Below are 21,884 nucleotides of genomic sequence, written 5' to 3'. Positions count from 1 at the left end.
TCTTCTTCTTTGTAGTTTTTCCTTTTAAGGACAATGGGAAATGAATAGTAGGTAAAAGATTACAACAAAATAGATTATTCTGTTAATAAAAAAAAGCTAATTAAGGGCACACGGAGGATGCCTAGGTAATAACAGCCGATGAAGGACGTGATAAGCTGCGATAAGTCAGGTCGAGATGCACATAATCAATGACACCTGAATCTCCGAATGGGGCAACCCGCATACTTGAAGAGTATGCACGAAAGTGGTAAGCCTGCGAACTGAAACATCTAAGTAACAGGAGGAAAAGAAAGTAAAAACGATTCCCTAAGTAGCGGCGAGCGAACTGGGATAAGCCTAAACCGTACCGGTGCCAAGCTGGCAGCGTTGCCGGTACGGGGTTGTGGGATTTCATACGACTGATGCCATAATGTCTAAGTAGTCTAGCAGTAAGTAGAATCAGATGGAAAGCTGAACCATAGAAGGTGATAGTCCTGTATCATGTATATGCTATGCTATGACTTGAAACTCCCGAGTAGCGTCAAGCACGAGGAATTTGGCGTGAATCCGCGTGGACCATATCACGCAAGGCTAAATACTGTTATTGACCGATAGTGAAGAGTACCGTGAGGGAAAGGTGAAAAGAACCCTGTGCAAGGGAGTGAAATAGAATTTGAAACCGTGTGCTTACAAACGGTAGGAGCCCTTCGGGGTGACTGCGTGGATTTTGGTTAATCATCCTGCGAGTTATGATTAGTGGCAAGGTTAATTAATGAAGCCGAAGGGAAACCAAGTCTTAATAGGGCGTCTCAGTCGCTAGTCATAGACGCGAAACCTAGTGATCTAGGCCTGTCCAGGCTGAAGCTGAGGTAAGACTCAGTGGAGGGCCGAACTCACCGCCGTTGAAAAGTTGGGAGATGAGATAGGTCTAGGGGTGAAAAGCCAATCGAACTAGGAAATAGCCCGTTCTCTCCGAAATGCATTTAGGTGCAGCCTGAATTTTAGATATCTGGGGGTAGAGCACTGTATGATCTAGGGGGCATATTGCTTACCGAAATCAAGCAAACTACGAATACCATTTATTACTGATTCGGAGTGAGTCCGTGGATGATAAGGTCCGCGGACAAAAGGGAAACAGCCCAGACCACCAGCTAAGGTCCCTAATTATGTCTAAGTGGGAAAGGAGGTGGATATTCACAGACAACCAGGAGGTTGGCTTAGAAGCAGCCATTCCTTAAAAGAGTGCGTAATAGCTCACTGGTCGAGAGTATCTGCGCCGAAGATGTAACGGGGCTAAAGACATAAACCGAAGCTGTGGAAGCGGTTTTGCCGCTTGGTAGGAGAGCGTTCTGTAGGTCTATGAAGGCCGGCTGTAAGGCCGGCTGGAGACATCAGAAGCGAGAATGCAGGAATGAGTAGCGAGAAGGAGGGCGAGAATCCCTCCGGCCGGAAGTCCAAGGTTTCCGGGGGAAGGTTCGTCCGCCCCGGGGAAGTCGGGACCTAAGCGTAAGCGGAGATGTGATTGCGAATGGTAAATAGGTTAATATTCCTATACCACTATCAGTCGTTTGAGTGATGGAGTGACGCAGTAAGGTATGTGAGAAGGCTGTCGGATTAGCCTTTCTAAGGGCGTAGCTTGGACACGCAGGTAAATCCGCGTGTCTATAGGTGAGACCTGATGGGTAAGTGCTTTTGCATAAGTCACAGATCCTACACTGCCAAGAAAAACTTCTAACAAGACTCGTTAGTGCCCGTACCCTAAACCGACACAGGTGGACAGAGTGAGAAACTTAAGGCCGACAGGATAACTCTAGCTAAGGAACTCTGCAAAATAGCCCCGTAACTTCGGGAGAAGGGGTGCCTGATATACCTAAAGAGAGAAACACTCCCAGGGGAAACAGGCCGCAGTGAAGAGTCTCAAGCAACTGTTTACCAAAAACACAGGTCTATGCTAAGCTGAAAGGCGACGTATATGGGCTGACACCTGCCCAGTGCCGGAAGGTTAAGAGGAGGAGTGAGAGCTCCAATTTGAAGCCCCGGTGAACGGCGGCCGTAACTATAACGGTCCTAAGGTAGCGAAATTCCTTGTCGGGTAAGTTCCGACCTGCACGAATGGTGAAATGATTTGAGAGCTGTCTTGGCTGGAGACCTGGTGAAGTTGTAATGCCGGTGAAGATACCGGCTACCTGCAGTAGGACGGAAAGACCCCGTGGAGCTTTACTGTAGCTTGGCATTGGGTTTTGGCAATGTGTGTATAGGATAGTTGGGAGACTTCGAAGTTAAGACGTCAGTCTTTTCTGAGTCGCTGTTGGAATACCAACCATATGTTGTCGAAATTCTAATCCGCTTGCGGAGACAGTGCTAGGTGGGCAGTTTGACTGGGGCGGTCGCCTCCAAAAGAGTAACGGAGGCGTTCAAAGGTTCCCTCAGGTTGGATGGAAATCAACCTTCGAGTGCAAACGCATAAGGGAGCTTGACTGCAAGACCGACGGGTCGAGCAGGTACGAAAGTAGGAGTTAGTGATCCGGCGGTCCCTCATGGAAGGGCCGTCGCTCAACGGATAAAAGCTACCCCGGGGATAACAGGCTGATACTTCCCAAGAGTCCATATCGACGGAAGTGTTTGGCACCTCGATGTCGGCTCGTCTCATCCTGGGGCTGGAGAAGGTCCCAAGGGTTGGGCTGTTCGCCCATTAAAGAGGCACGCGAGCTGGGTTCAGAACGTCGTGAGACAGTTCGGTCCCTATCCACTGCAGGCGCTTGAATACTGAAAAGTTCTGTCCTTAGTACGAGAGGACCGGGATGGACAAACCTCTGATGTATCAGTTGTCACGCCAGTGGCACGGCTGAGTAGTCACGTTTGGTCAGGATAATCGCTGAAAGCATCTAAGCGAGAAACCCCCTTTAAGATGAGTATTCACAGTATCCACAGAGACTATGTGGTCGATAGGCTGGAGATGTAAGTGCAGCAATGCATTCAGTTGACCAGTACTAATATTACTTAAGCTTTTTTAATCTTTTACTTGCCTACTATTTATTTCTCATTGTCTTTTGACATTTAATTACTTGTTTGGTGACCATTGCAGCAGGGATACACCCGGTTACATCTCGAACCCGGAAGTTAAGTCTGCTTACGCCTACGATACTTAGTCCGTACTAGGGAAAATAGGTAGTCGCCAAACTTTTTCTTTTGCGTCTCCGTAGCTCAGCTGGTTAGAGCATCTGACTGTTAATCAGAGGGTCGTTGGTTCGAGTCCAACCGGGGACGCCATTTTTTTGTATTAAAAAATTCCAATCCTATATTTCTTAGAATTGGTATTTTTTATTTTAAAGACTATTTTTATTCAGCAATTTCAGTTACATTTTTGACTTTGTAATGACCAGCATTATTTATTAAATTAGCGATTAAAATGTCATCTACTTCTTCATTTAAAGTTATTTTTGCATTTTTTTTGTCTAAATTTACTGTCGCTTCTTCAACTTCTGGAATTGAATATAGTGTGTCTTCAACTTTTTTTTTGCAATGTTCACAGTGCATTCCTTCGATTTCAATTAATTTTTTTATCATAAAAAACATCTCCATTCATTTTAAACTTTCACTTTTATTATATAAAATTTTTTTTTAAAATTCAAGTTTTATGAAATATTTTTTAATATTTAAAAAGTAATTTTTTATTTAAAATTGTTAAAAAAAATGGTATAATGCTCTTAAGTTGACTTTTTAGAAAAGGAGAGATGGAGAGGTTATGTATGATTTTACAGCGTGTATTGTAACATATAATACTCCAAAAAATGATTTGAAGAAAATAATTGAATGTTTTCAAAAAATCAAATTGAATTTTAAATTATGGATTTCGGATAATTCTGAAAAAGATGATTTAAGAAGTTTTTTTAAGGAAATAGATGACAATAGAATAGAATATATTTTTAATAATTTGAATAAGGGATTTGGGGCTGGTCATAATGTAGTTATTAATAAATTAATTAGCAATTCTGAAATATCTGAATTTCATTTGATAATTAATGCAGATATTTTTTTTGAAGAAAATGTCATTGAAAAAATTTTTGAGTATATGAAAAAGCAGGGCGAAATTGGGCAAATTGGTCCTAAAATTAAAGATTTGGGAGGAAATTTTAGTTATACTTGCAGATTGTTTCCAAAACCTTCGAATCTTGTATTTAGAAGATTTTTACCGTTTAAAAATATTATTTATAAAATGGATTACGATTATGAAATGAGATGGGCTAATTTTGACAGAATAATGGAAGTTCCAATACTTTCAGGATGCTTTATTTTTTCAAGAGTTTCGGCATTAAAGGAAATTGGCGGATTTGATGAAAGGTATTTTATGTATATGGAAGATTACGATTTGTGCCGAAGAATTGGGCAGAAATATAAAGTTATTTATTATCCAGAAGTTGAGATATTTCATGAGCATGGAAAAGCTTCGTATAAATCAAGAAAATTAATGATGTTTCATATAAAATCTGCCATTAAGTATTTTAATAAATGGGGATGGTTTTTTGATAAAGAGCGAAAAATTAAAAATGATGAAACTAGAAGAAAATATCAAAATTTAGGAGGGAAATAAATGAAAACATATTTAGTAACAGGAGCAGCGGGATTTATTGGTGCAAACTTCTTGAAATATATTTTGAAAAAGTATGAAGGGAAAGAAGATATAAAGGTTGTAGTTGTTGATGCATTGACTTATGCGGGGAATTTGGGGACGATTAAAGAGGAATTGAAGGATGAAAGAGTAAAATTTGAGAAGGTCGATATTAGGGATAGGAAAGAGATTGAGAGAGTTTTTTCTGAAAATGATGTTGATTTTGTGGTGAATTTTGCGGCGGAATCGCATGTTGATAGATCGATTGAAAATCCACAAATTTTCTTGGAAACAAATATTTTAGGAACTCAGAATTTGTTGGAAAATGCAAAAAAAGCTTGGACTGTTTCAAAAGATGAAAATGGATATCCAATTTACAAAGATGGTGTGAAATATTTACAAGTGTCTACTGATGAGGTTTATGGAAGTTTGTCTAAGGATTATGAAACAGCGATTGATTTGGTAATTGAAGATGAAGAAGTGAAAAAAGTTGTAAAAAATAGAACTAATTTGAAAACTTATGGAGATAAATTTTTTACAGAAAAGACACCGCTTGATCCTAGAAGTCCTTATTCTGCTTCAAAAACAGGAGCTGACCACATTGTAATTGCATATGGAGAAACTTACAAAATGCCGATAAATATTACAAGATGTTCGAATAATTATGGTCCGTACCATTTTCCAGAAAAATTGATTCCTTTGATGATAAAAAACGTGCTTGAAGGGAAGAAATTGCCTGTTTATGGGAAAGGTGACAATGTAAGAGATTGGCTTTATGTTGAGGATCACTGTAAAGGAATTGATTTGGTTGTGAGAAACGGAAGATTGGGAGAAGTTTACAATATTGGTGGATTTAATGAAGAGCAAAATATTAATATTGTAAAATTGGTAATTGATATTTTGAAGGATGAAATTACTGCGAATGACGAATACAAAAAGGTGTTGAAAACTGACTTGGCGAATGTAAATTATGATTTGATAACTTATGTTCAAGATAGATTGGGTCACGATATGAGATATGCGATTGATCCTTCAAAAATTGCGAGGGAACTTGGATGGTATCCTGAAACTGATTTTGAAACAGGAATTAGAAAAACAGTAAAATGGTATTTAGAAAATCAAGAATGGGTAAATGAAGTGGCTTCTGGAGATTATCAAAAATACTATGATGAAATGTATGGAAATAAATAGGGATATTGAATAACAAAGTTTTGAATTTTTATAAATTATGATTTTTGGATTTTAGATTGAGAAGAAGGATTTTGCTATAAAAAGGATTAAAGATTAAAAAAATGAAAAAGAAAGGAGAATATGGCATTTGTTATAATGTCATACAAGAAAATTATGAATAATTTTGAAGTAATTAAAACACCAATAAAAGATTTAGTAGTAATTCAGCCAAAAGTTTTTGGAGATGAAAGAGGATTTTTCTTGGAAACATATAATAAAAAGTCGTTTGAGGAATTGGGACTTACGATGGAATTTGTTCAAGATAATCATTCAAAATCGAAAAAAGGCGTATTGAGAGGGTTGCATTTTCAAACTCAAAATACTCAAGGGAAACTTGTTAGGGTTGCAAAAGGTAGTGTTTACGATGTTGCTGTTGATTTGAGAAAGGATAGCGAAACTTTTGGTAAGTGGTATGGAGTTTTGTTGACAGAAGCTAATAAGACTATGTTTTTTGTGCCAGAAGGGTTTGCGCATGGATTTTTGACATTGGAAGATGATACAGAATTTATGTATAAATGTACAGATTTGTATTCGCCAGAATATGATAGCGGAATTATGTGGAATGACGAAACTATTGGGATTGACTGGAAATTTGAGGAGTTTGGGATTGCTCCTAGTGAATTGACAATTTCTGATAAGGATACTAAACATCAGAATTTTGATAAAAATAAGAAATATTTTGAAAAATATTAATGTTGCAAGAGTGTCTAGAATTTTGTCTGAACTAATAGAAAATCTAGTAAATTAAGTACTTCGCTATTTTATTTACACAAAAATTTTTACACTCTTAATATTCGTATAGAAGTTCTCATTTTATTATTAAAGTGGGAACTTTTTTTATGCAAAAATATTTTCATATTTTTATAGTGAATTGTGTTATAATAAATTAAAATTATTTTACTTAAATTTTCAATATTTGTTTTAGTATTATTTGTTTAGATAAATTTAGAAAAATTGAGTGAATTTTGGATAAAAAAGAAGGAGGTTTGTATTGTGAAGAAATTAGAGGAGAGTAGAATTCTTGCTATGGCTCCGAATGCTTCGGCGATTTCAAATGCAAAAAAATTGTGCGATAAAGGGGCATTTTTGAAATTATGGCGTTCGGTTGACGATACTTTGTATATGGGCGAGTGTAAGGGAAGTGGGAAATCGAATTATACGGTTTCGGTGGATTTTATTGATGAAGAAAATCCTGTTACACGATGTACTTGTCCAAGTAGACAATTTCCTTGTAAGCATGGATTAGCTTTGTTATTTGAGATATTGAGAGGGAAAAAATTTGAGGAGTGTGAAATACCAGAAGATATTTTGGCAAAGAGAGAAAAAAAGGAAAAATTAAAGGCTAAAAGGGCGAATGAGGAAAAGGAAGTTAAGAAAAAAACTTCTTCAAAAGCATCTAAATCAGCTAGAACAAAGAAAATTAAAAAGCAACTTGAAGGGCTAGATTTGATAAAGAAAATAAGTTCGCAATTATTGAAAGTTGGACTTTCTGCAATGGGGAGTGTTTCGATTACAGAGTATCGAGATATTGTAAAACAATTGGGAGATTATTATTTGCCGGGACCACAAGTTTTGTTTCAAAGATTACTTTTGGAAATTCAGGCATATAAAGAGGATCAAGATAAGGGACATTATCAGACGGCTTTAGAATGTTTGAAAAAGTTGAGGGCGATTGAGAAAAAAGGTAGAGAGTTTTTGAATGAGCAACTTGAAAAGAATGATCCAGAATTGACGGATAATACGTTGTATGAGGATTTAGGAGGCGTGTGGAAGTTAACTCAGTTGAATGATTTGGGGTTAAAAAAGGAAAATGCGAGATTGGTGCAGCTTTCATTTGAAGTGAATTATGATGAGGCTAGTAAGATTTTTACAGATTGTGGATACTGGATTGATTTAGAGAGTGGGGAAGTGTCATATACTGCCAATTATAGACCTCGTTCGGCGATGAAATATATTAAGCAGGAAAATTCTAATTTTTCATTATTGACGGTGCCTACATTAACTTTTTATCCAGGTGGAGTTAATAAGAGAATAAGATGGGATGCCGCTAGTTTTGATAAAATTGAAAGTTCTTGTTACAAAGAGATAAAAAAACATGCTCAAAGTATAGATCAAGCTATAAAAATTGCTAAAAATGAATTAAAAAATATTTTGACAAATAATGAAGTGGCTTTATTACTAGAATTTGAAAAAATTATGTTTGTTGAAGAAGAAGGTAAGAAAAAATATATTTTAATTGATAAAAATCAAAAGATGATAGAGTTTAGAGATAAAAAAAGCAAGGAATTTTCAGAAAATTTCTATGAACTTTTGCCAAATGAATGTTTGGAAAATCAAGTGATGTTTGTAAAATTATTTTATGAAGGTAGAAATATTTATGCCCAAGCACAAAGTATCATAACTGATGATAAAATTATTCGTTTTGGATTTTAGAATGAAGTTTAGGAAGGAGAAAAAATGAATTTAGAACCGTTATATGAATTGAAGAATAGGCTTGAAAATGTTTCGATTGTTGGGATAAATTTGGTGAAAGATGATTTTCGTTTACAAAGAGCTGTTGATCAAATGAAGGGGTATGCTTCGGCTGCCAAAGTATTTAAACAAATTTATGAAATGGGGCAAAAATTGATTGAAGGCGATGAGGAAGATAAATGTGATTTATTATTAGATTTGTTGGCTTTGCTTGATGCGGTGCTTTGTACCCAAGCGACAACTTATTCAGGTGATAATTTGCAAAAAATGGAAACGACTGCTGGAAAAGAAAATTTTTATCAAGAACTTCATTACAGTGAGTTGAGCGAATTAATTGCTGCATTTAAAGGAACTGGCGGTGGTCGTTTTAGAGTTATTGATTCGACATTACGATGGAATAATCCTGAAATAGTGAATGACTTTAGAGTGAAGAAATTTATGATAAACGGACTTAATGATAGTTATTCTGGAATTATAGATTTAATGATTAAAATGTTAAAGAAACAGGGGAAAGAGATAGTTCCGCTATTGAAAGAAGGATTTAATCCTCAAGGTAAAAAGGAAATGATTGCCCGATTGGAAATTATCGAGGATATTTGTAAAGGTGATGAAAATGAATTTTATAAATATTGTGTTGAAAATGGTGGAAAAGAAGTGAAAGAAGTTGCAATTGGAGCTTTGGCATATGATCAGGATAACGTTGATTATCTTTTAGATTTAATGAAAAAAGAACGTGGGAAATTGAAGAATAAAGTTTTTGAAAGTCTTGCGTATATGGATGATGAGAGAGTCAAAAAAGAGTGGGATAAATTTTTTAGAAAAAAACCGTTTGAAAATATGGAATATATGGCGAGAACAGAGCAGCAATGGGTATCAGATTATATTAATAATTATATTAAAGAATATACAGAAGATTTAAAAAATAAAACATTAAAAACAAAAGAAGAAAGAAGAAAAGTTCAAGAAGAGGTTGCAGAATTGTGTTCAGTTAGTTCAAATAAAAGAACAGAAAAAACTTTATCATTATACAAAGAACTGTATCCTTATAATAAAGCTGCTGTAAAAAGAATTTTAAGCCATTACATAGTAACCGAAATAAATAAAGAAATTACGAATTTAATAAAGAAACTGTCTAAGATATATGAAGGAGAGTTCTTAGAACAAGAATTTTTAATTTCACTTATTAAAGATAAACCTGAAACTACATATAAGAATTTTTCTAAATTTGCAGGAGTAGGAAAAGATGAAAAAGGAATAAAAAAATTATTCCATACATTCTTTGCTAATAATAAACTTTCTAAAAATAAGGAAGAAGCTAAAGTTCAAGAGGATTTTAGTACATTATTTAATGTAATTTTCCATATTCACTATGATGAAGAAAATAAAGAATATATTTTATATTGGCAAAATATAAATGATTATAGTGTTATGAAAATAAAGTTAAATGGTTTTGATAAAAAATGGTATAATATAATCTTTAATATTGAAGATGATTTCTATGGAAATTGGAATTATTACAGTTCATATCATAGAGATTTAAAGAGCTTATATAATCCAGATATAAAGGGAATGAAAGAAAAATACGGAGCATTTTACTATAATATTATTCTTTCTCGTATTCCTTACAATGATGATATAGCATTCTTAAATAAATTGGGATGGACAGATTATAAGGATTTTCTTAAAGGAAAGATAGATATAGAAAAAAATGCACCTAAATTACATAATAGAGTAAGATCAATAGGATACATTTTAAATGAAGTTCCTATATCTGAAAGTGAATTAATAAAGCAAATTGAAGAATTATTTGAAATGGATAAAAAAACAAAAAGAATGTCTATAAATTTATGTGAAAAATGGCTAGAAAAGTTAAATAATGGAATGAAAGTGAAGGAGTTGTAAAAAATGGCTAAAAAAGAAGAATTACAAAGATTAACAGCAGAACAGATGTTTCAAGATGAAATTGATGCGTTAATTAAGGCGGAAAAAAATCCAATACCTACTGGATGGAAAATGTCACCTAAATCAGTGTTGACATATATTTGTGGAGGGAAAGCTGGAAGAAAAGTGATAACGCCTAAATATATTGGAAATAAAAGATTGGTTGAGATTGCAATTTCGACTTTGGTTACGGATAGGGCATTGTTGCTGATTGGGGAGCCAGGGACTGCGAAATCTTGGTTGTCAGAGCATTTGACGGCGGCGATAAATGGAGATTCGACACGAGTTATTCAAGGAACAGCGGGAACGACTGAAGAGCAAATTAGATACTCTTGGAATTATGCGATGTTGATTGCAGAAGGGCCTACAAAAGATGCGTTGATACCAAGTCCAATTTATAAAGCGATGGAAGATGGGGCGATTGCTAGAGTAGAAGAAATTTCTCGTTGTGCGTCAGAAGTGCAAGATGCGTTGATTTCTTTGTTGTCAGAAAAAAGAATGAGTGTACCTGAATTGAATGTAGAAATTCCAGCTAAAAAAGGGTTCTCTATTATTGCAACTGCGAATACTCGTGATAAAGGAGTTAATGAAATGTCGGCAGCGTTAAAGAGACGTTTTAATATTGTGGTGTTACCAAGTCCGAATACACTTGAAGCAGAGATAGATATTGTTAGAAGTAGAGTTACGCAACTTGCAGGAAATTTGGATTTAAATGCGAAATTGCCTGAAGAGGAAGTTATTGAAAAAGTTTGTACGGTATTTAGAGAATTGCGTCAAGGTGTTACGTTAGATGGAAGACAAAAGATAAAGCCGACTGCAAATGTGTTATCGACTGCAGAAGCTATTTCACTTTTAGCGAATAGTATGGCGTTGGCTGGAAGTTTTGGGGATGGAGAGATATCAGATTATGACTTGGCGGCAGGATTGCAGGGAGCTGTAGTAAAAGAAGATAGTAAAGATGGGCAAATTTGGGAAGAATATTTGGAAAATATTATGAAAAAACGAGGTTCAGAATGGCTGGATCTTTATAAAGAATGTAAGGCACTTAACAAAGCTACTAAATAAAGGCGGTGGAATAAATGAAAAAACAAAATGAAGGGAAACCGAATATATTCGGAGTTAGGCATTTTTCACCAGCTGGAGCACATTATTTGAAAAATTATTTAGATGAAATACAGCCAAAAATCGTTTTGATAGAAGGGCCTTCTGATTTTAATGACCTTATTAGCGAAATTAATGGAAAAAATATTGTTCCGCCAATTGCCGTAATGGCTTACACTTTAGAAGCGCCTATCCAGACAATAGTATATCCATTTGCAGAGTTTTCTCCAGAATATCAAGCTATTTTATGGGCAAAGGAAAATGGAGTAGAGTGTAGATTTTGTGATTTGCCATCTTCAATTTTTTAGGTGTAGAAAGTGTAAAGAAAAATTTAGATGAGAATCCAGAGGAAAATTTGAATGCCTACATTTATAGAAAAATTAATGAATATTCGGAAGATTCAGATGATGAAGTCTTTTGGGAAAGAGTAGTGGAACAGGCTTCTGATTATAAGGCATATAGTAGTGGAGCGAAAGATTATGGGAAACATTTGAGGGAGTTGACTTTATCAAATACGGTGTCTGATGCGAAAAATATTATTAGAGAGTCGTACATGTGTAAAGTTGTTTCCGATGTGTGTAAAGAAGGCTACAAAATAGATGAAATTGCTATGGTTGTTGGGGCTTTTCATGTTGAAGGAATAGAAAGTGGCAAATTGATTTTGACTGAAAAGGAAATCAAAAAATTACCAAAATTAGAATCTAAAAAAACGTTAATGCCTTATTCTTACTATAAATTGTCGACTTATTCAAATTATGGAGCTGGAAATAAGGCGCCAGGGTATTATGAATTTTTGTGGAATGGTTTAGAGAAAGAAGACCCACTTTTTGCGACATATATGTATTTAAGTAAAATTGCAGAATATCAAAGGGAAAATGGAAATATGGTATCGTCAGCTCAAATTATAGAGGCAGTCCATCTAGCAACTTCATTGGCAAATTTGCACGATGGGAAAATACCGACGTTGAAGGATATAAAAGATGCAGCGATTACTTGTATGGCACACGGAAGCTACTCAGAACTAGTTTTAGCAATGGCGAATGTTGAAGTTGGGAAAAAAATAGGAAGTATTCCAAAGGAAGCTATTCAAACGTCAATACAGTCAGATTTTTACAATTTATTGAAGGAATTGAAACTTGAAAAATATCGTTCATTAACAGCGACAGAAATAAAATTAGATTTGAGGGAAAAATTAAGGGTTCAATCAGAAAAATTAGCATTTATGGACTTGGAGCGTTCATTCTTTTTTCATAAATTGAGAGTTTTGAATATTTCGTTTGCAAAACTTATTGGGAATCGCCAAGAAAATACAACTTGGGCAGAAGAATGGATGTTACAATGGAAACCAGAAACAGAAATTGAAATTGTGGAAACAATCTTAAAAGGAGATACAATTGAATTTGCAACAGCTTTTGAATTAATGCAAAGAATAGAAGGTGCAAAAACACTGTCAGAAATGGCAGAAATAGTGAAAGATGCCTTTTATTGTGGAATGCCAAAAGCACTAGAAAAAGCGTTTCAAGCATTACAAAATTTTATAACAGGTGACGTCCCTATTGATGAAATAGCCAAGACAATGTCGACTTTATCACTGATGCTTCGTTATGGCGATATCAGAAAATTAGATACAAAAGTTCTGATTCCTATTCTTGAGCAACTCTTTTTAAGAGTTTGCTTAATATTGCCGAGCGAGTCTTTTTGCGACAATAATGCAGCAGTAGAACTAGCTAAAAGTATAATAATAATGCATACTGTAGTTGAAAATCATGATTTTTTAGATAGAGAAAGATGGTATTCACTTCTTTTAGAAATTTCAAAGAGAGACGATTTAAATACAAAAATCTCAGGACTTGCAATGGCTATATTACTGGAAGCTGGAAAAATTGATAATGAAGTACTTGGAAAAGAAGTCGAAAAAAGATTATCAAAAGGGGTTCCCGCAGATTTAGGGGCAACTTGGTTTGAAGGTCTATCGATGAAAAATCATTATACCTTAATTGCAAGACTTGGACTTTGGGAAAAACTCCAAAACTATATTTCAAACTTAGATGAGGAAGAATTTAAAAGAGCATTATTATTTTTAAGAAGAGCTTTTGCTGACTTTACTTCAAATGAAAAGCATGATATTGCCGAAAATATCGCAGAAATATGGGGCTTGAATAAAAATGATGTAAGTGCTGTAATAAATGATGATCTGGGAGAAAATGAGAAAGAAATAATTGCAGGATTAGAAGAATTTGATTTTGATGATATTTGATCGAAAATAATTTTTTGAAAGAAAAATTGAAAATAAGGTAATTGACAAAAATAATTTTTTATGGTATTCTTACAGTAAGATGAATCGGTCGTTTAGACCATCGGTCTTGTTGTAGTTTTCTATAACAAGACTTTTTTATTTAATAGGAGAGAAAATGGGGAAAGAAATTTTATTTACAGAACAACAAATAGAGCAATTAAAAGAAAAAGGTTTAATAATTGAGAGCATTAATAATGCGAAAGAAATTTTGAAACATTTTTCTTCTTTTGATGTAATAGAAGTTTATGAAAAATTGTTTATGAAAGATGGAAGATTCAAGGAAAATATTACAATTGAGAAGATATTTCAATTTTATCATTATGATAGAAGTATTCAAAATATACTTTTCAAATATACAGTATATATTGAAAGAGTTTTTAAAAATAAAATGGCATCTGTAATTTCTGAGAATTTAGGAGTAAGAAAAGAGGAATATCTGAATATTAAAAATTATATATTGAGAAATGATAGTGAAGAAATTATTAGGAATGTAATTGAGGAAATAAATGAATTAAGTGGTGATGAAAATCCATATATTTTATTTAAAAAAGTTACCTTTAGTAAAATGACATCGTTATATGATTTTTTATCTGAAGAAATAAAAGAAAAAATAATACCTTTTAATTTTTTACAAACTGAAAAAATGGAGGCAAAGGAGTTATTTAGAAACAGTCTTATTCTAATTAGAAAATTTCGTAATGAAATAGCACATTCAATGAATTTTGTAAATTATAAATCAAAAAGATATGTGGTTTTTAGGTACTTAAAAAAAGTGTTGAATGAACATGGATATTTAAAATTAACAAATAAAAATGATTATTCAAAATATGGTAGAGGAAGTAATGATATTTTTTCTATGATTTTAGTAATAATATTACTGTTGGATAATGAGTTTTTAAGAATTGAAATATTAAAAGAATTAGCTTTTTTTATAAAAAATGAAGATAGAGAACGATTTAATGATTTTGCTAAAATTACAAATCTTCCAGAGAATTTTTTAGAGAGAATCAACAGAGTAATAGACAAAAAACAAAAAAATAATTAAATCATTAATATATAAATTTAGTTTTTAAAATATTAAGGAGGTGTAAAAATGGACTATAAAGAAGATATAAAACGTTGGCGATTAATTCTTGGAAAAGATACGGAAGAAGAATTTTCGTCTATGGATTCAGAAGCTATTCCAAGTTTTACAGAGGAAGATTGGTTGATGGATAAGGCATTGGATGCGATTTATAATCCGACAGGACAATTTATGGGTGGAGACTCTGCTGGGCGAGGTCCGTCTAATCCACAAATTAGTAGATGGCTTGGAGATGTTAGAACTTTGTTTGATAAAGAATTGGTGAAAATTATTCAGACGGATGCGATGGAAAGATGTGGATTGAAACAATTGCTTTTTGAGCCTGAAATATTGGATCAAGTAGAGCCTAACATAAATCTTGCTTCAACAATTATGCTTTTGAAAGAGCAAATCCCACAAAAAAGTAAAGAAAGTGTTAGAAATTTTATAAAAAAAATTGTAGAGGAAATTAATAAATTGTTGGAAAGTGATATTAGAAGAGCAGTTAGAGCAGCACTTAACAAGAAACAACACTCGCCAATTCCATCTGCGTCATCTTTAGATTTTAAAACAACGATACGAAGAGGGATAAAAAATTACAACAGAGAATTAAAAAAAATTGTTCCAGAGCATTATTATTTTTTTGAGAGAGCAAGCGTTAATCCAACGAGTAAATTTACAGTCATTTTGGATATTGACCAAAGTGGATCTATGGGAGAATCTGTAATTTATTCTTCAGTAATGGCGTGTATTTTAGCGAGTATAGCTTCACTGAAAACACGTGTGGTAGCTTTTGATACTGAAATTGTGGATTTGACAGAAAAATCAGATGATCCAGTTGATTTATTATACGGATTTCAGCTAGGTGGTGGAACAAATATCAATAAATCAATTAAATATTGTACAAAATATATTGAAAATCCGAAAAAAACAATATTTTTTCTAATTTCTGATTTAATTGAAGGTGGGAATCGTGGTGAAATGTTAAGAAGATTACAAGAAATGAAAGATTCGGGAGTAATAGTAGTTTGCCTTTTAGCAATATCTGGAGATGGAAAACCTTATTATGATTCACAAATGTCTGGAAAAATTGCTTCACTTGGAATTCCATGTTTTGCTTGTAATCCTGAAAAATTGCCACTTTTACTTGAGAGAGTGTTGAAAAATATGGATTTGAGTTCATTTGAGAAAGAGTTTAGCAAGAAAAAATAGAATTTCAAAGAAGATTAATAAAATTATTTTTATATATTCCGTTTAACAAGGGATAATAAAAACACTTTAAAATAGCATATTACAATACATTTTACAACAAAATACATATAAAAGATTGTGAAAATAGGATTTTAATTTTTTAATCCTATTTTTATTTATAATATTTTTATAAAATACACTATTATGATATTTTTTTATAGACAATTTTAATCAAATATATTCTAATAATATAAAAAAGGATGTGATTATTTTGATAAATTTAGTTGATTTTACTAACGATAAATATAAGTTATTAAAATTTTTATATGACAATCAAATAGAAATAAAAAATAATAAATATATAGCATTATCACAACAAGAAATAGCAGATAGTTTACATTTTTCTAAAAATAAAACTAATAAAATAATGCAAGAACTTAAAAAAGATAATTTTATTAATACTTTTAATAATACTAAAGGTAAATATATTGTTAGTGATAAAGGGAATAAGGTTGTTGAAATAGTCGTAAGAAAATATTTATAAAGTATAATAAAAAATGAATTGTAATTATGAGTGTAAAAATTACAATAGAATATTACAAAAAAATATGGAATAAAATCTTTGAAAACTTTTTATAATCGCATAAATAAAGGGGTTATTGAAAAAGTTGAAGATGAAAGTGGAAATATTTTTATAATTAAAAAAATAAAAAAAATGATTGTAATGTAAATTACAATTTACAATTATAATTACAAAATGAAGTGAAAAATTTATAATTTCAATTAGAGAATAAAGAAAAATTTATAAATCATTTAGAAGAACAAATAAAGCAACAATATAATCAAGTTCAAGCATTAAATTATCAATTATTAGAATTAAGTAAAAATAATACATTATAAATTATCGAAAAATTTGTCTGAAGCGTATAATGCTGTAGTTGTTGAAAATTTGAATATGAAAGGGATGAGCCAGGCATTAAATTTTGGGAAAAGTGTAGGAGATAATGGATGGGGAATGTTTTTGAGGATGCTTGAGTACAAGTTGATGTTTTTAGGAAAACAATTTTTAAAAATAGATAAGTGGTTTCCGTCTTCGAAAACTTGCAGTAAATGTGGAAATGTTAAAGAGGAACTGAAATTATCAGAAAGAAGTTATAAATGTGAGTGCTGTGGAATTGAGATTGATAGAGATTACAATGCGGCAATGAATATAAGAGATATTGGAAAATTAATGTTGGAATATTAAGAAAATAAAAGAAGACAGGGTAGGAACTACCCGAAGAGTTTGGTAAATATATTTGGCTAACAAAAGCAGATACTTCCCAAGAAGCTCCGCTTCTAAAAGCGGGAGTAGTTCACTAACGAAGTTTTGAATTTTTATAAATTATAATTTTTTGATTTTAGATTTAGAAGAAGGATTTTGCTATAAAAAGGGTTAAAGATTAAAAAAATAAAAAATAGTAGTTTTTATAAAACAATGAAACAAAATAAAAAAGAAAGGAGAATATGGCATTTGTTATAATGTCATACAAGAAAATTATGAATAATTTTGAAGTAATTAAAACACCAATAAAAGATTTGGTAGTAATTCAGCCAAAAGTTTTTGGAGATGAAAGAGGATTTTTCTTGGAAACATATAATAAAAAGTCGTTTGAGGAATTTGGGATTGCTCCTAGTGAATTGACAATTTCTGATAAGGATACTAAACATCAGAATTTTGATAGAAATAAGAAATATTTTGAAAAATATTAAAAAATGAGTTCAAATTACTATAAAAAATAGAAAAATTTTGATTTCTAGATAAAAAAGTGCTATAATGTGAAAAATTTTGATTGGAGATGATAAAATGAAAAATATCATAAAAAAATCGTTATTAGTTTTGGGAGTATTGAGTTTTTCAGCAGTTTCTTTTTCAGCGAGAAAAGTTTATGTAAAAAAAGAACCTAGAAAAATCATTTCAACTATGAAAAGTAAAGCGGCGATAAGACAAGCTAAAAAAGCTAAAAAATCAAAAAAAGTTTATGTAAAAAGAGAACCTAGAGCAAAAAGAAGATAATAAAAATAAAAAAAGAACTATCTCAAAAAATTTTTTGGGATAGTTTTTTCTTTTTTAAAAAATTTTAAAGTGGCTTTTTTGCTGGAATTCCAGTTTTTCTTGGATATTTTTCGTCAGTTTTTTTATTTTTCTTAATTTCCAGAATAATTCTTTTGTCGCCACTTTCGGGAAGGTTGAATTTGTGAATGTTTTCGATTTTTGAGTTCAGTTTTGAAAGTGCATTTTTACTTTCGTCAATTTCATTTAAATTTAGTTTTTGTGGCAAAAATCTTCCGTTTACTTTGATAAAAGGTATCATATATTCTAAAATAATTCTTAAATTTGCAACTCCTCTGCAAAGTGCACAGTCAAAAGTTTCCCTTTTTCCTTTTATCAATTCTTCAGCTCGTTCAAAACTTGTCTGAACATTTTTTAAATTTAACTTTTCAACAACTTCGTCGATAAAATTAATTTTTTTTCTCACAGAATCAACCAATAAAAAATTTTTTTCAGGATAAAAAATTGCAAGGACAAGTCCTGGAAATCCTGCACCTGTACCGACATCAATAAAGGATTTTTCCTCACCTTTTATAACTTTTGTAAGCAAAAGCGAGTCAATAAAATGTTTTTCCAGCATTCCATTTTTTTCACGAATCGCAGTTAAATTCATCACTTTATTTTTTTCATAAAGTAGTTCCAAAAAATCCAACATTTTTTCTAACTTTTCTTTTTCAAGTGAAATTTCTGCTTTTAAAAGTAAATTTTCAAAATAGTCTTTTATATTTTCCATAAATTTATTTTTCTCTTTTCTTTTTTTAAAATTATTCATTATTATATTTATTTGTTTATTTTCTTTTTTTATTCAAATTTTTATTTCAAAATTCCATCCAAATACATTATAAGTACCGAAATATCAGCTGGAGTTACACCTGCAACTCTTGTCGCTTGTCCCACATTGTATGGTCTTTTTTCCTTCAATCTTTGTTTAGCTTCTCGTGTTATCCCTTTCATTGCATCGTAGTCAAAATCTTTTGGAATTAATTTTGTATCAAGTTTTTTTTCACGCTCCATGACACTTAGCGCTCTTGCGATATATCCTTCATATTTTACTTGTACTTCAATTTGATATTCAGTTTCAGCGTCAAAATCGAGTTTGGGACCATTTTCAATATCTTGTACAATGTATTTTATATCTTCATAAGTAACTTTTGGTCGACGCAAAATTTCTTTTAAAGTTGTTCCACTTTTTAGCGATTCTCCGTATTTTTCAAGAACTTCTACCAACTTTTTGTTGCTAGTTCCAAGTTTTGTTTCTTCCAATTTTGTAATAGTATTTTTAACATTTTCTATTTTTTTCAAAACTTTGTCGTAATATTTTTTCGGAAGCAGTCCAACTTTGTAACCTTTTTCAGAAAGTCTGATATCTGCGTTATCTTCTCTTAAAATAAGTCTATATTCCGATCTTGCGGTAAACATTCTGTAAGGCTCAAATAATTCTTTATTGATTAAGTCATCAATCATTGTACCAATATAAGAACTTTCTCTGTCTAAAATTAGAGGTTCTTTTCCTTGTACTTTAAGAGCGGCATTTATTCCTGCAATAATTCCCTGAGCTGCAGCTTCTTCGTAACCACTTGTACCGTTTAATTGACCTGCCAAAAATAGACCTTTTATTCTTTTTGTTTCAAGCGAATAGTCAAGTTCGCTTGGATTTACAATGTCGTATTCAACAGCGTAACCATACCGCATAATATGAGCATTTTCAAGACCTTCAATTGAGTTTACAATTTTTTGCTGCAATTCAGCTGGATAGCTTGTGGAAAGTCCACTTATGTAAACTTCTGTTGTGTGAAATCCTTCTGGCTCTAAGAATAAATGATGGCTGTCCTTGTCGCTAAATTTTACGACTTTGTCTTCGATTGATGGACAATAACGAGGTCCTGTGCTGCTGATACTTCCGTTATACATTGGCGCTCTATGAAGGTTTTCTGTTATAATTTTATGTGTTGCCAAATTTGTTCTAGTCAGAAAGCATGATAACTGTGGTCGACTCTGAGCTTCTTCAATAGAAGTTCTCATTGAAAATTTTAGTGGAACTTCAGTTTCTCCAGGCTGTTTTTCTAGCTTTTCTAAGTCAAGGGTTCGAATATCAAGTCTAGGTGGTGTTCCTGTCTTAAATCTTCCCATTTTAAATCCTAAATTTTTTAGCGACGAAGTCAGGTCATCAGCTGAAAGTTCTCCCATTCTTCCACCTTTAACTCTTTTTTCTCCAATGTATAAAAGTCCACGAAGAAAAGTTCCTGTTGCAAGTACAACAGCTTTTGCACAAAATTCCATTCCAGTTTTTGTCTTAATTCCTCTGATTTCGCCATTTTCTGTCACAAGCTCTGTCACGATATCCTGAATTGTATCAAGATTCTCCTGTTTTTCGACAGTTTTTTTCATTTCTAATGCATAAATTTTTCTGTCAGCTTGGGAACGAAGAGATCTCACAGCTGGACCTTTTTTTGTGTTTAAAATTCTCATTTGAATAAAGCTCTTGTCCATATTTCGTCCCATTTCTCCACCAAGTGCATCAACTTCTTTTGCCAAATGGCTTTTTGCAGGTCCGCCAATGGAAGGGTTACACGACATAACGCCGATATTATCTAAAGTTATTGTAAAAATTGCAGTATTTAGACCCATTCTGGCAGAAGCTAAAGCAGCTTCCACACCAGCGTGTCCAGCACCAACTACAATTACATCATAATTTTTCATCTTTTAAAATTCCTTTCAGTTTATATTATATATAAAAATTTTTTTTATTTATTTAAAAAAGTTTCTGTCAAATTACAATTTAAAAAAATTTTTTAAAACAAAATCTTTTAAAATATTATAACACAAAAAAAACTCTCAATCAATTTTAAGATAAAAGCGTTTTTTATCTTTAATTATAAATTTAAATAAAATCTATATTTTAAAATAAAGTCTTAAAAGTCCCAAAATTAAAAGATGAACTGGATAAAATAAATAATTCAAGATTTTATTCTGCCGTCCCCTTTTTCCATTATAAAAAAGTGTAAAACCAAATCCAAGAAGTGAAAAAAATTCTTTGAAAATTGAAATATAACCAAAAATTAGAGCCATAAAAGGCTTGTCATAAAAAATATAAAAAAAATATCCAATCAAAATTCCGTGTTTTTCATAATCAAGTCCAAGAACCATCGCAACGAGACACATCACAGCTACAATTATAAACGAGATAAAATACCAAATATATTTATTTTTTATTTTTTTTTTCAAAACATCTATAATCCAAATCGTTACAAGCGACAGAGAAAGTGTAAACATTACATTGTTGGAATTTGGCTCAAAAAATACAGCCGATTGAAATAAATCGTACGGGATTTCTGAAATTATTCCAAAAATTAATAAATACGAAAGATATTTCCATCTATTTCGTGTTTTAAAAAATCCTTCGACAAGAAAAAATGAAAAAAGAGGAAATGCAATTCGTCCAAGAATTTCAAAAAGGTTGCTAATTTGCTGCAAAATTCCTTTTTCTTGCAAAATTGGATAAAGAAGCGCTTTGTTTATATGATCAATAAGCATTGATGTAAATGCGATATATTTTAGCTGTGCTCCTGACAGAACTCTTATTTTTTCAAAAAAATTATTTTTGTAAATTTTATTCATAAAAATTCTCCTTTCAAATCAAATTTTCTAAATTTTTTAGTTATTTTCAATTTCAATTTTCTATTTTTAGGTAAAAGACAAAAATTTTTGATATATATTTTTTATTTATTTTATTGATTAAGAATATTATATATCAGTCTAATTTTTTTTTCAATTTTAAATTTAGAGTTTAAATCTAAAATTGAAAAAATAAAATAGTTGTCTAAATTTAATTATTTTGATATAATAAAAATAAAAATTGTTAATTTCAAAAAAAATTTGACAATCAAAGTAAAATATGATATATTTAGTC

The 21,884-nt window shown here is 31.9% G+C and carries 15 protein-coding genes, 1 tRNA gene, 2 rRNA genes and 2 pseudogenes; 16 read left to right on the top strand and 4 right to left on the bottom strand.

Translation table 11 applies throughout. The annotated features are described in order from the left end of the window. Positions 1 to 89: 89 nt before the first annotated feature. The 3 genes from J5A73_RS09155 (at position 90) to J5A73_RS09145 (ending at position 3,249) form a co-directional block, all read left to right on the top strand. A 23S ribosomal RNA gene (locus J5A73_RS09155) occupies positions 90 to 2,993 on the top strand. 54 nt (positions 2,994 to 3,047) lie between these two features. Then, positions 3,048 to 3,160 (top strand): 5S ribosomal RNA (rrf, locus tag J5A73_RS09150). A 12-nt stretch (positions 3,161 to 3,172) separates the two neighbouring features. After that, positions 3,173 to 3,249: transfer RNA gene (locus J5A73_RS09145), tRNA-Asn, on the top strand. Positions 3,250 to 3,318: 69 nt separating this feature from the next. Here J5A73_RS09145 and J5A73_RS09140 read toward each other — a convergent pair. Further along, positions 3,319 to 3,546, bottom strand: coding sequence for a heavy-metal-associated domain-containing protein (locus J5A73_RS09140; RefSeq protein ID WP_211615163.1), 228 nt, complete (start codon positions 3,544 to 3,546; stop codon positions 3,319 to 3,321). A gap of 178 nt (positions 3,547 to 3,724) precedes the next feature. Here J5A73_RS09140 and J5A73_RS09135 point away from each other — a divergent pair, with 178 nt between their 5' ends. From J5A73_RS09135 to J5A73_RS09075, 13 genes and pseudogenes are all read left to right on the top strand, one after another. Beyond that, complete coding sequence (locus J5A73_RS09135; protein WP_211615161.1) at positions 3,725 to 4,570, top strand: glycosyltransferase family 2 protein; 846 nt, start codon at positions 3,725 to 3,727, stop codon at positions 4,568 to 4,570. Next, positions 4,571 to 5,779 (top strand): dTDP-glucose 4,6-dehydratase, encoded by a 1,209-nt coding sequence (locus J5A73_RS09130; RefSeq protein ID WP_211615159.1) that lies wholly within the window; start codon positions 4,571 to 4,573, stop codon positions 5,777 to 5,779. Positions 5,780 to 5,932: 153 nt separating this feature from the next. Beyond that, positions 5,933 to 6,511, top strand: coding sequence for a dTDP-4-dehydrorhamnose 3,5-epimerase (gene rfbC / locus J5A73_RS09125; protein ID WP_211617428.1), 579 nt, complete (start codon positions 5,933 to 5,935; stop codon positions 6,509 to 6,511). Between the two features lie 333 nt (positions 6,512 to 6,844). Beyond that, positions 6,845 to 8,251, top strand: coding sequence for an SWIM zinc finger domain-containing protein (locus tag J5A73_RS09120; protein ID WP_211617426.1), 1,407 nt, complete (start codon positions 6,845 to 6,847; stop codon positions 8,249 to 8,251). 24 nt (positions 8,252 to 8,275) lie between these two features. Continuing rightward, positions 8,276 to 10,192 carry a hypothetical protein gene (locus J5A73_RS09115; protein WP_211615158.1) on the top strand — a complete coding sequence of 639 codons (1,917 nt, stop codon included), beginning with the start codon at positions 8,276 to 8,278 and terminating at the stop codon, positions 10,190 to 10,192. A gap of 3 nt (positions 10,193 to 10,195) precedes the next feature. Next, complete coding sequence (locus J5A73_RS09110; protein WP_015769594.1) at positions 10,196 to 11,296, top strand: AAA family ATPase; 1,101 nt, start codon at positions 10,196 to 10,198, stop codon at positions 11,294 to 11,296. A gap of 14 nt (positions 11,297 to 11,310) precedes the next feature. Next, positions 11,311 to 13,589 (top strand): annotated as a pseudogene (locus J5A73_RS09105) (DUF5682 family protein). Between the two features lie 154 nt (positions 13,590 to 13,743). Further along, positions 13,744 to 14,673, top strand: a complete 930-nt coding sequence (locus tag J5A73_RS09100) for an Abi family protein (RefSeq protein WP_211615156.1) — start codon at positions 13,744 to 13,746, stop codon at positions 14,671 to 14,673. A gap of 48 nt (positions 14,674 to 14,721) precedes the next feature. Further along, positions 14,722 to 15,903, top strand: coding sequence for a VWA domain-containing protein (locus tag J5A73_RS09095; protein WP_211615154.1), 1,182 nt, complete (start codon positions 14,722 to 14,724; stop codon positions 15,901 to 15,903). A 250-nt stretch (positions 15,904 to 16,153) separates the two neighbouring features. Further along, positions 16,154 to 16,426 carry a hypothetical protein gene (locus J5A73_RS09090; RefSeq protein WP_211615150.1) on the top strand — a complete coding sequence of 91 codons (273 nt, stop codon included), beginning with the start codon at positions 16,154 to 16,156 and terminating at the stop codon, positions 16,424 to 16,426. A 342-nt stretch (positions 16,427 to 16,768) separates the two neighbouring features. Continuing rightward, positions 16,769 to 17,128, top strand: a complete 360-nt coding sequence (locus tag J5A73_RS09085; protein ID WP_371813434.1) for an RNA-guided endonuclease InsQ/TnpB family protein — start codon at positions 16,769 to 16,771, stop codon at positions 17,126 to 17,128. A gap of 293 nt (positions 17,129 to 17,421) precedes the next feature. Continuing rightward, positions 17,422 to 17,550 (top strand): annotated as a pseudogene (locus J5A73_RS10585) (dTDP-4-dehydrorhamnose 3,5-epimerase family protein); the annotation flags it as partial. Between the two features lie 178 nt (positions 17,551 to 17,728). Further along, the gene (locus J5A73_RS09075) at positions 17,729 to 17,938 is read left to right on the top strand and encodes a hypothetical protein (RefSeq protein WP_211615147.1); all 210 of its coding nucleotides are present in this window, start codon (positions 17,729 to 17,731) and stop codon (positions 17,936 to 17,938) included. Positions 17,939 to 18,002: 64 nt separating this feature from the next. On the opposite strand, the gene rsmG is transcribed toward J5A73_RS09075, so the two are convergent. From rsmG to J5A73_RS09060, 3 genes are all read right to left on the bottom strand, one after another. After that, positions 18,003 to 18,698, bottom strand: coding sequence for a 16S rRNA (guanine(527)-N(7))-methyltransferase RsmG (rsmG, locus tag J5A73_RS09070; RefSeq protein ID WP_249069499.1), 696 nt, complete (start codon positions 18,696 to 18,698; stop codon positions 18,003 to 18,005). Between the two features lie 89 nt (positions 18,699 to 18,787). Next, positions 18,788 to 20,674: a tRNA uridine-5-carboxymethylaminomethyl(34) synthesis enzyme MnmG gene (gene mnmG, locus J5A73_RS09065; RefSeq protein ID WP_211615143.1), complete on the bottom strand. Its 1,887-nt coding sequence runs from the start codon at positions 20,672 to 20,674 to the stop codon at positions 18,788 to 18,790. Positions 20,675 to 20,866: 192 nt separating this feature from the next. After that, complete coding sequence (locus J5A73_RS09060; protein ID WP_211615141.1) at positions 20,867 to 21,592, bottom strand: TraX family protein; 726 nt, start codon at positions 21,590 to 21,592, stop codon at positions 20,867 to 20,869. Positions 21,593 to 21,884 lie beyond the last annotated feature (292 nt).

Origin of the sequence: Leptotrichia sp. oral taxon 218 (genome assembly GCF_018128225.1) — a bacterium.
Lineage (GTDB): Bacteria > Fusobacteriota > Fusobacteriia > Fusobacteriales > Leptotrichiaceae > Leptotrichia.
The sequence above is the reverse complement of the archived record's forward strand: the minus strand, read 5'-3'. Positions and strand labels throughout refer to the sequence as shown.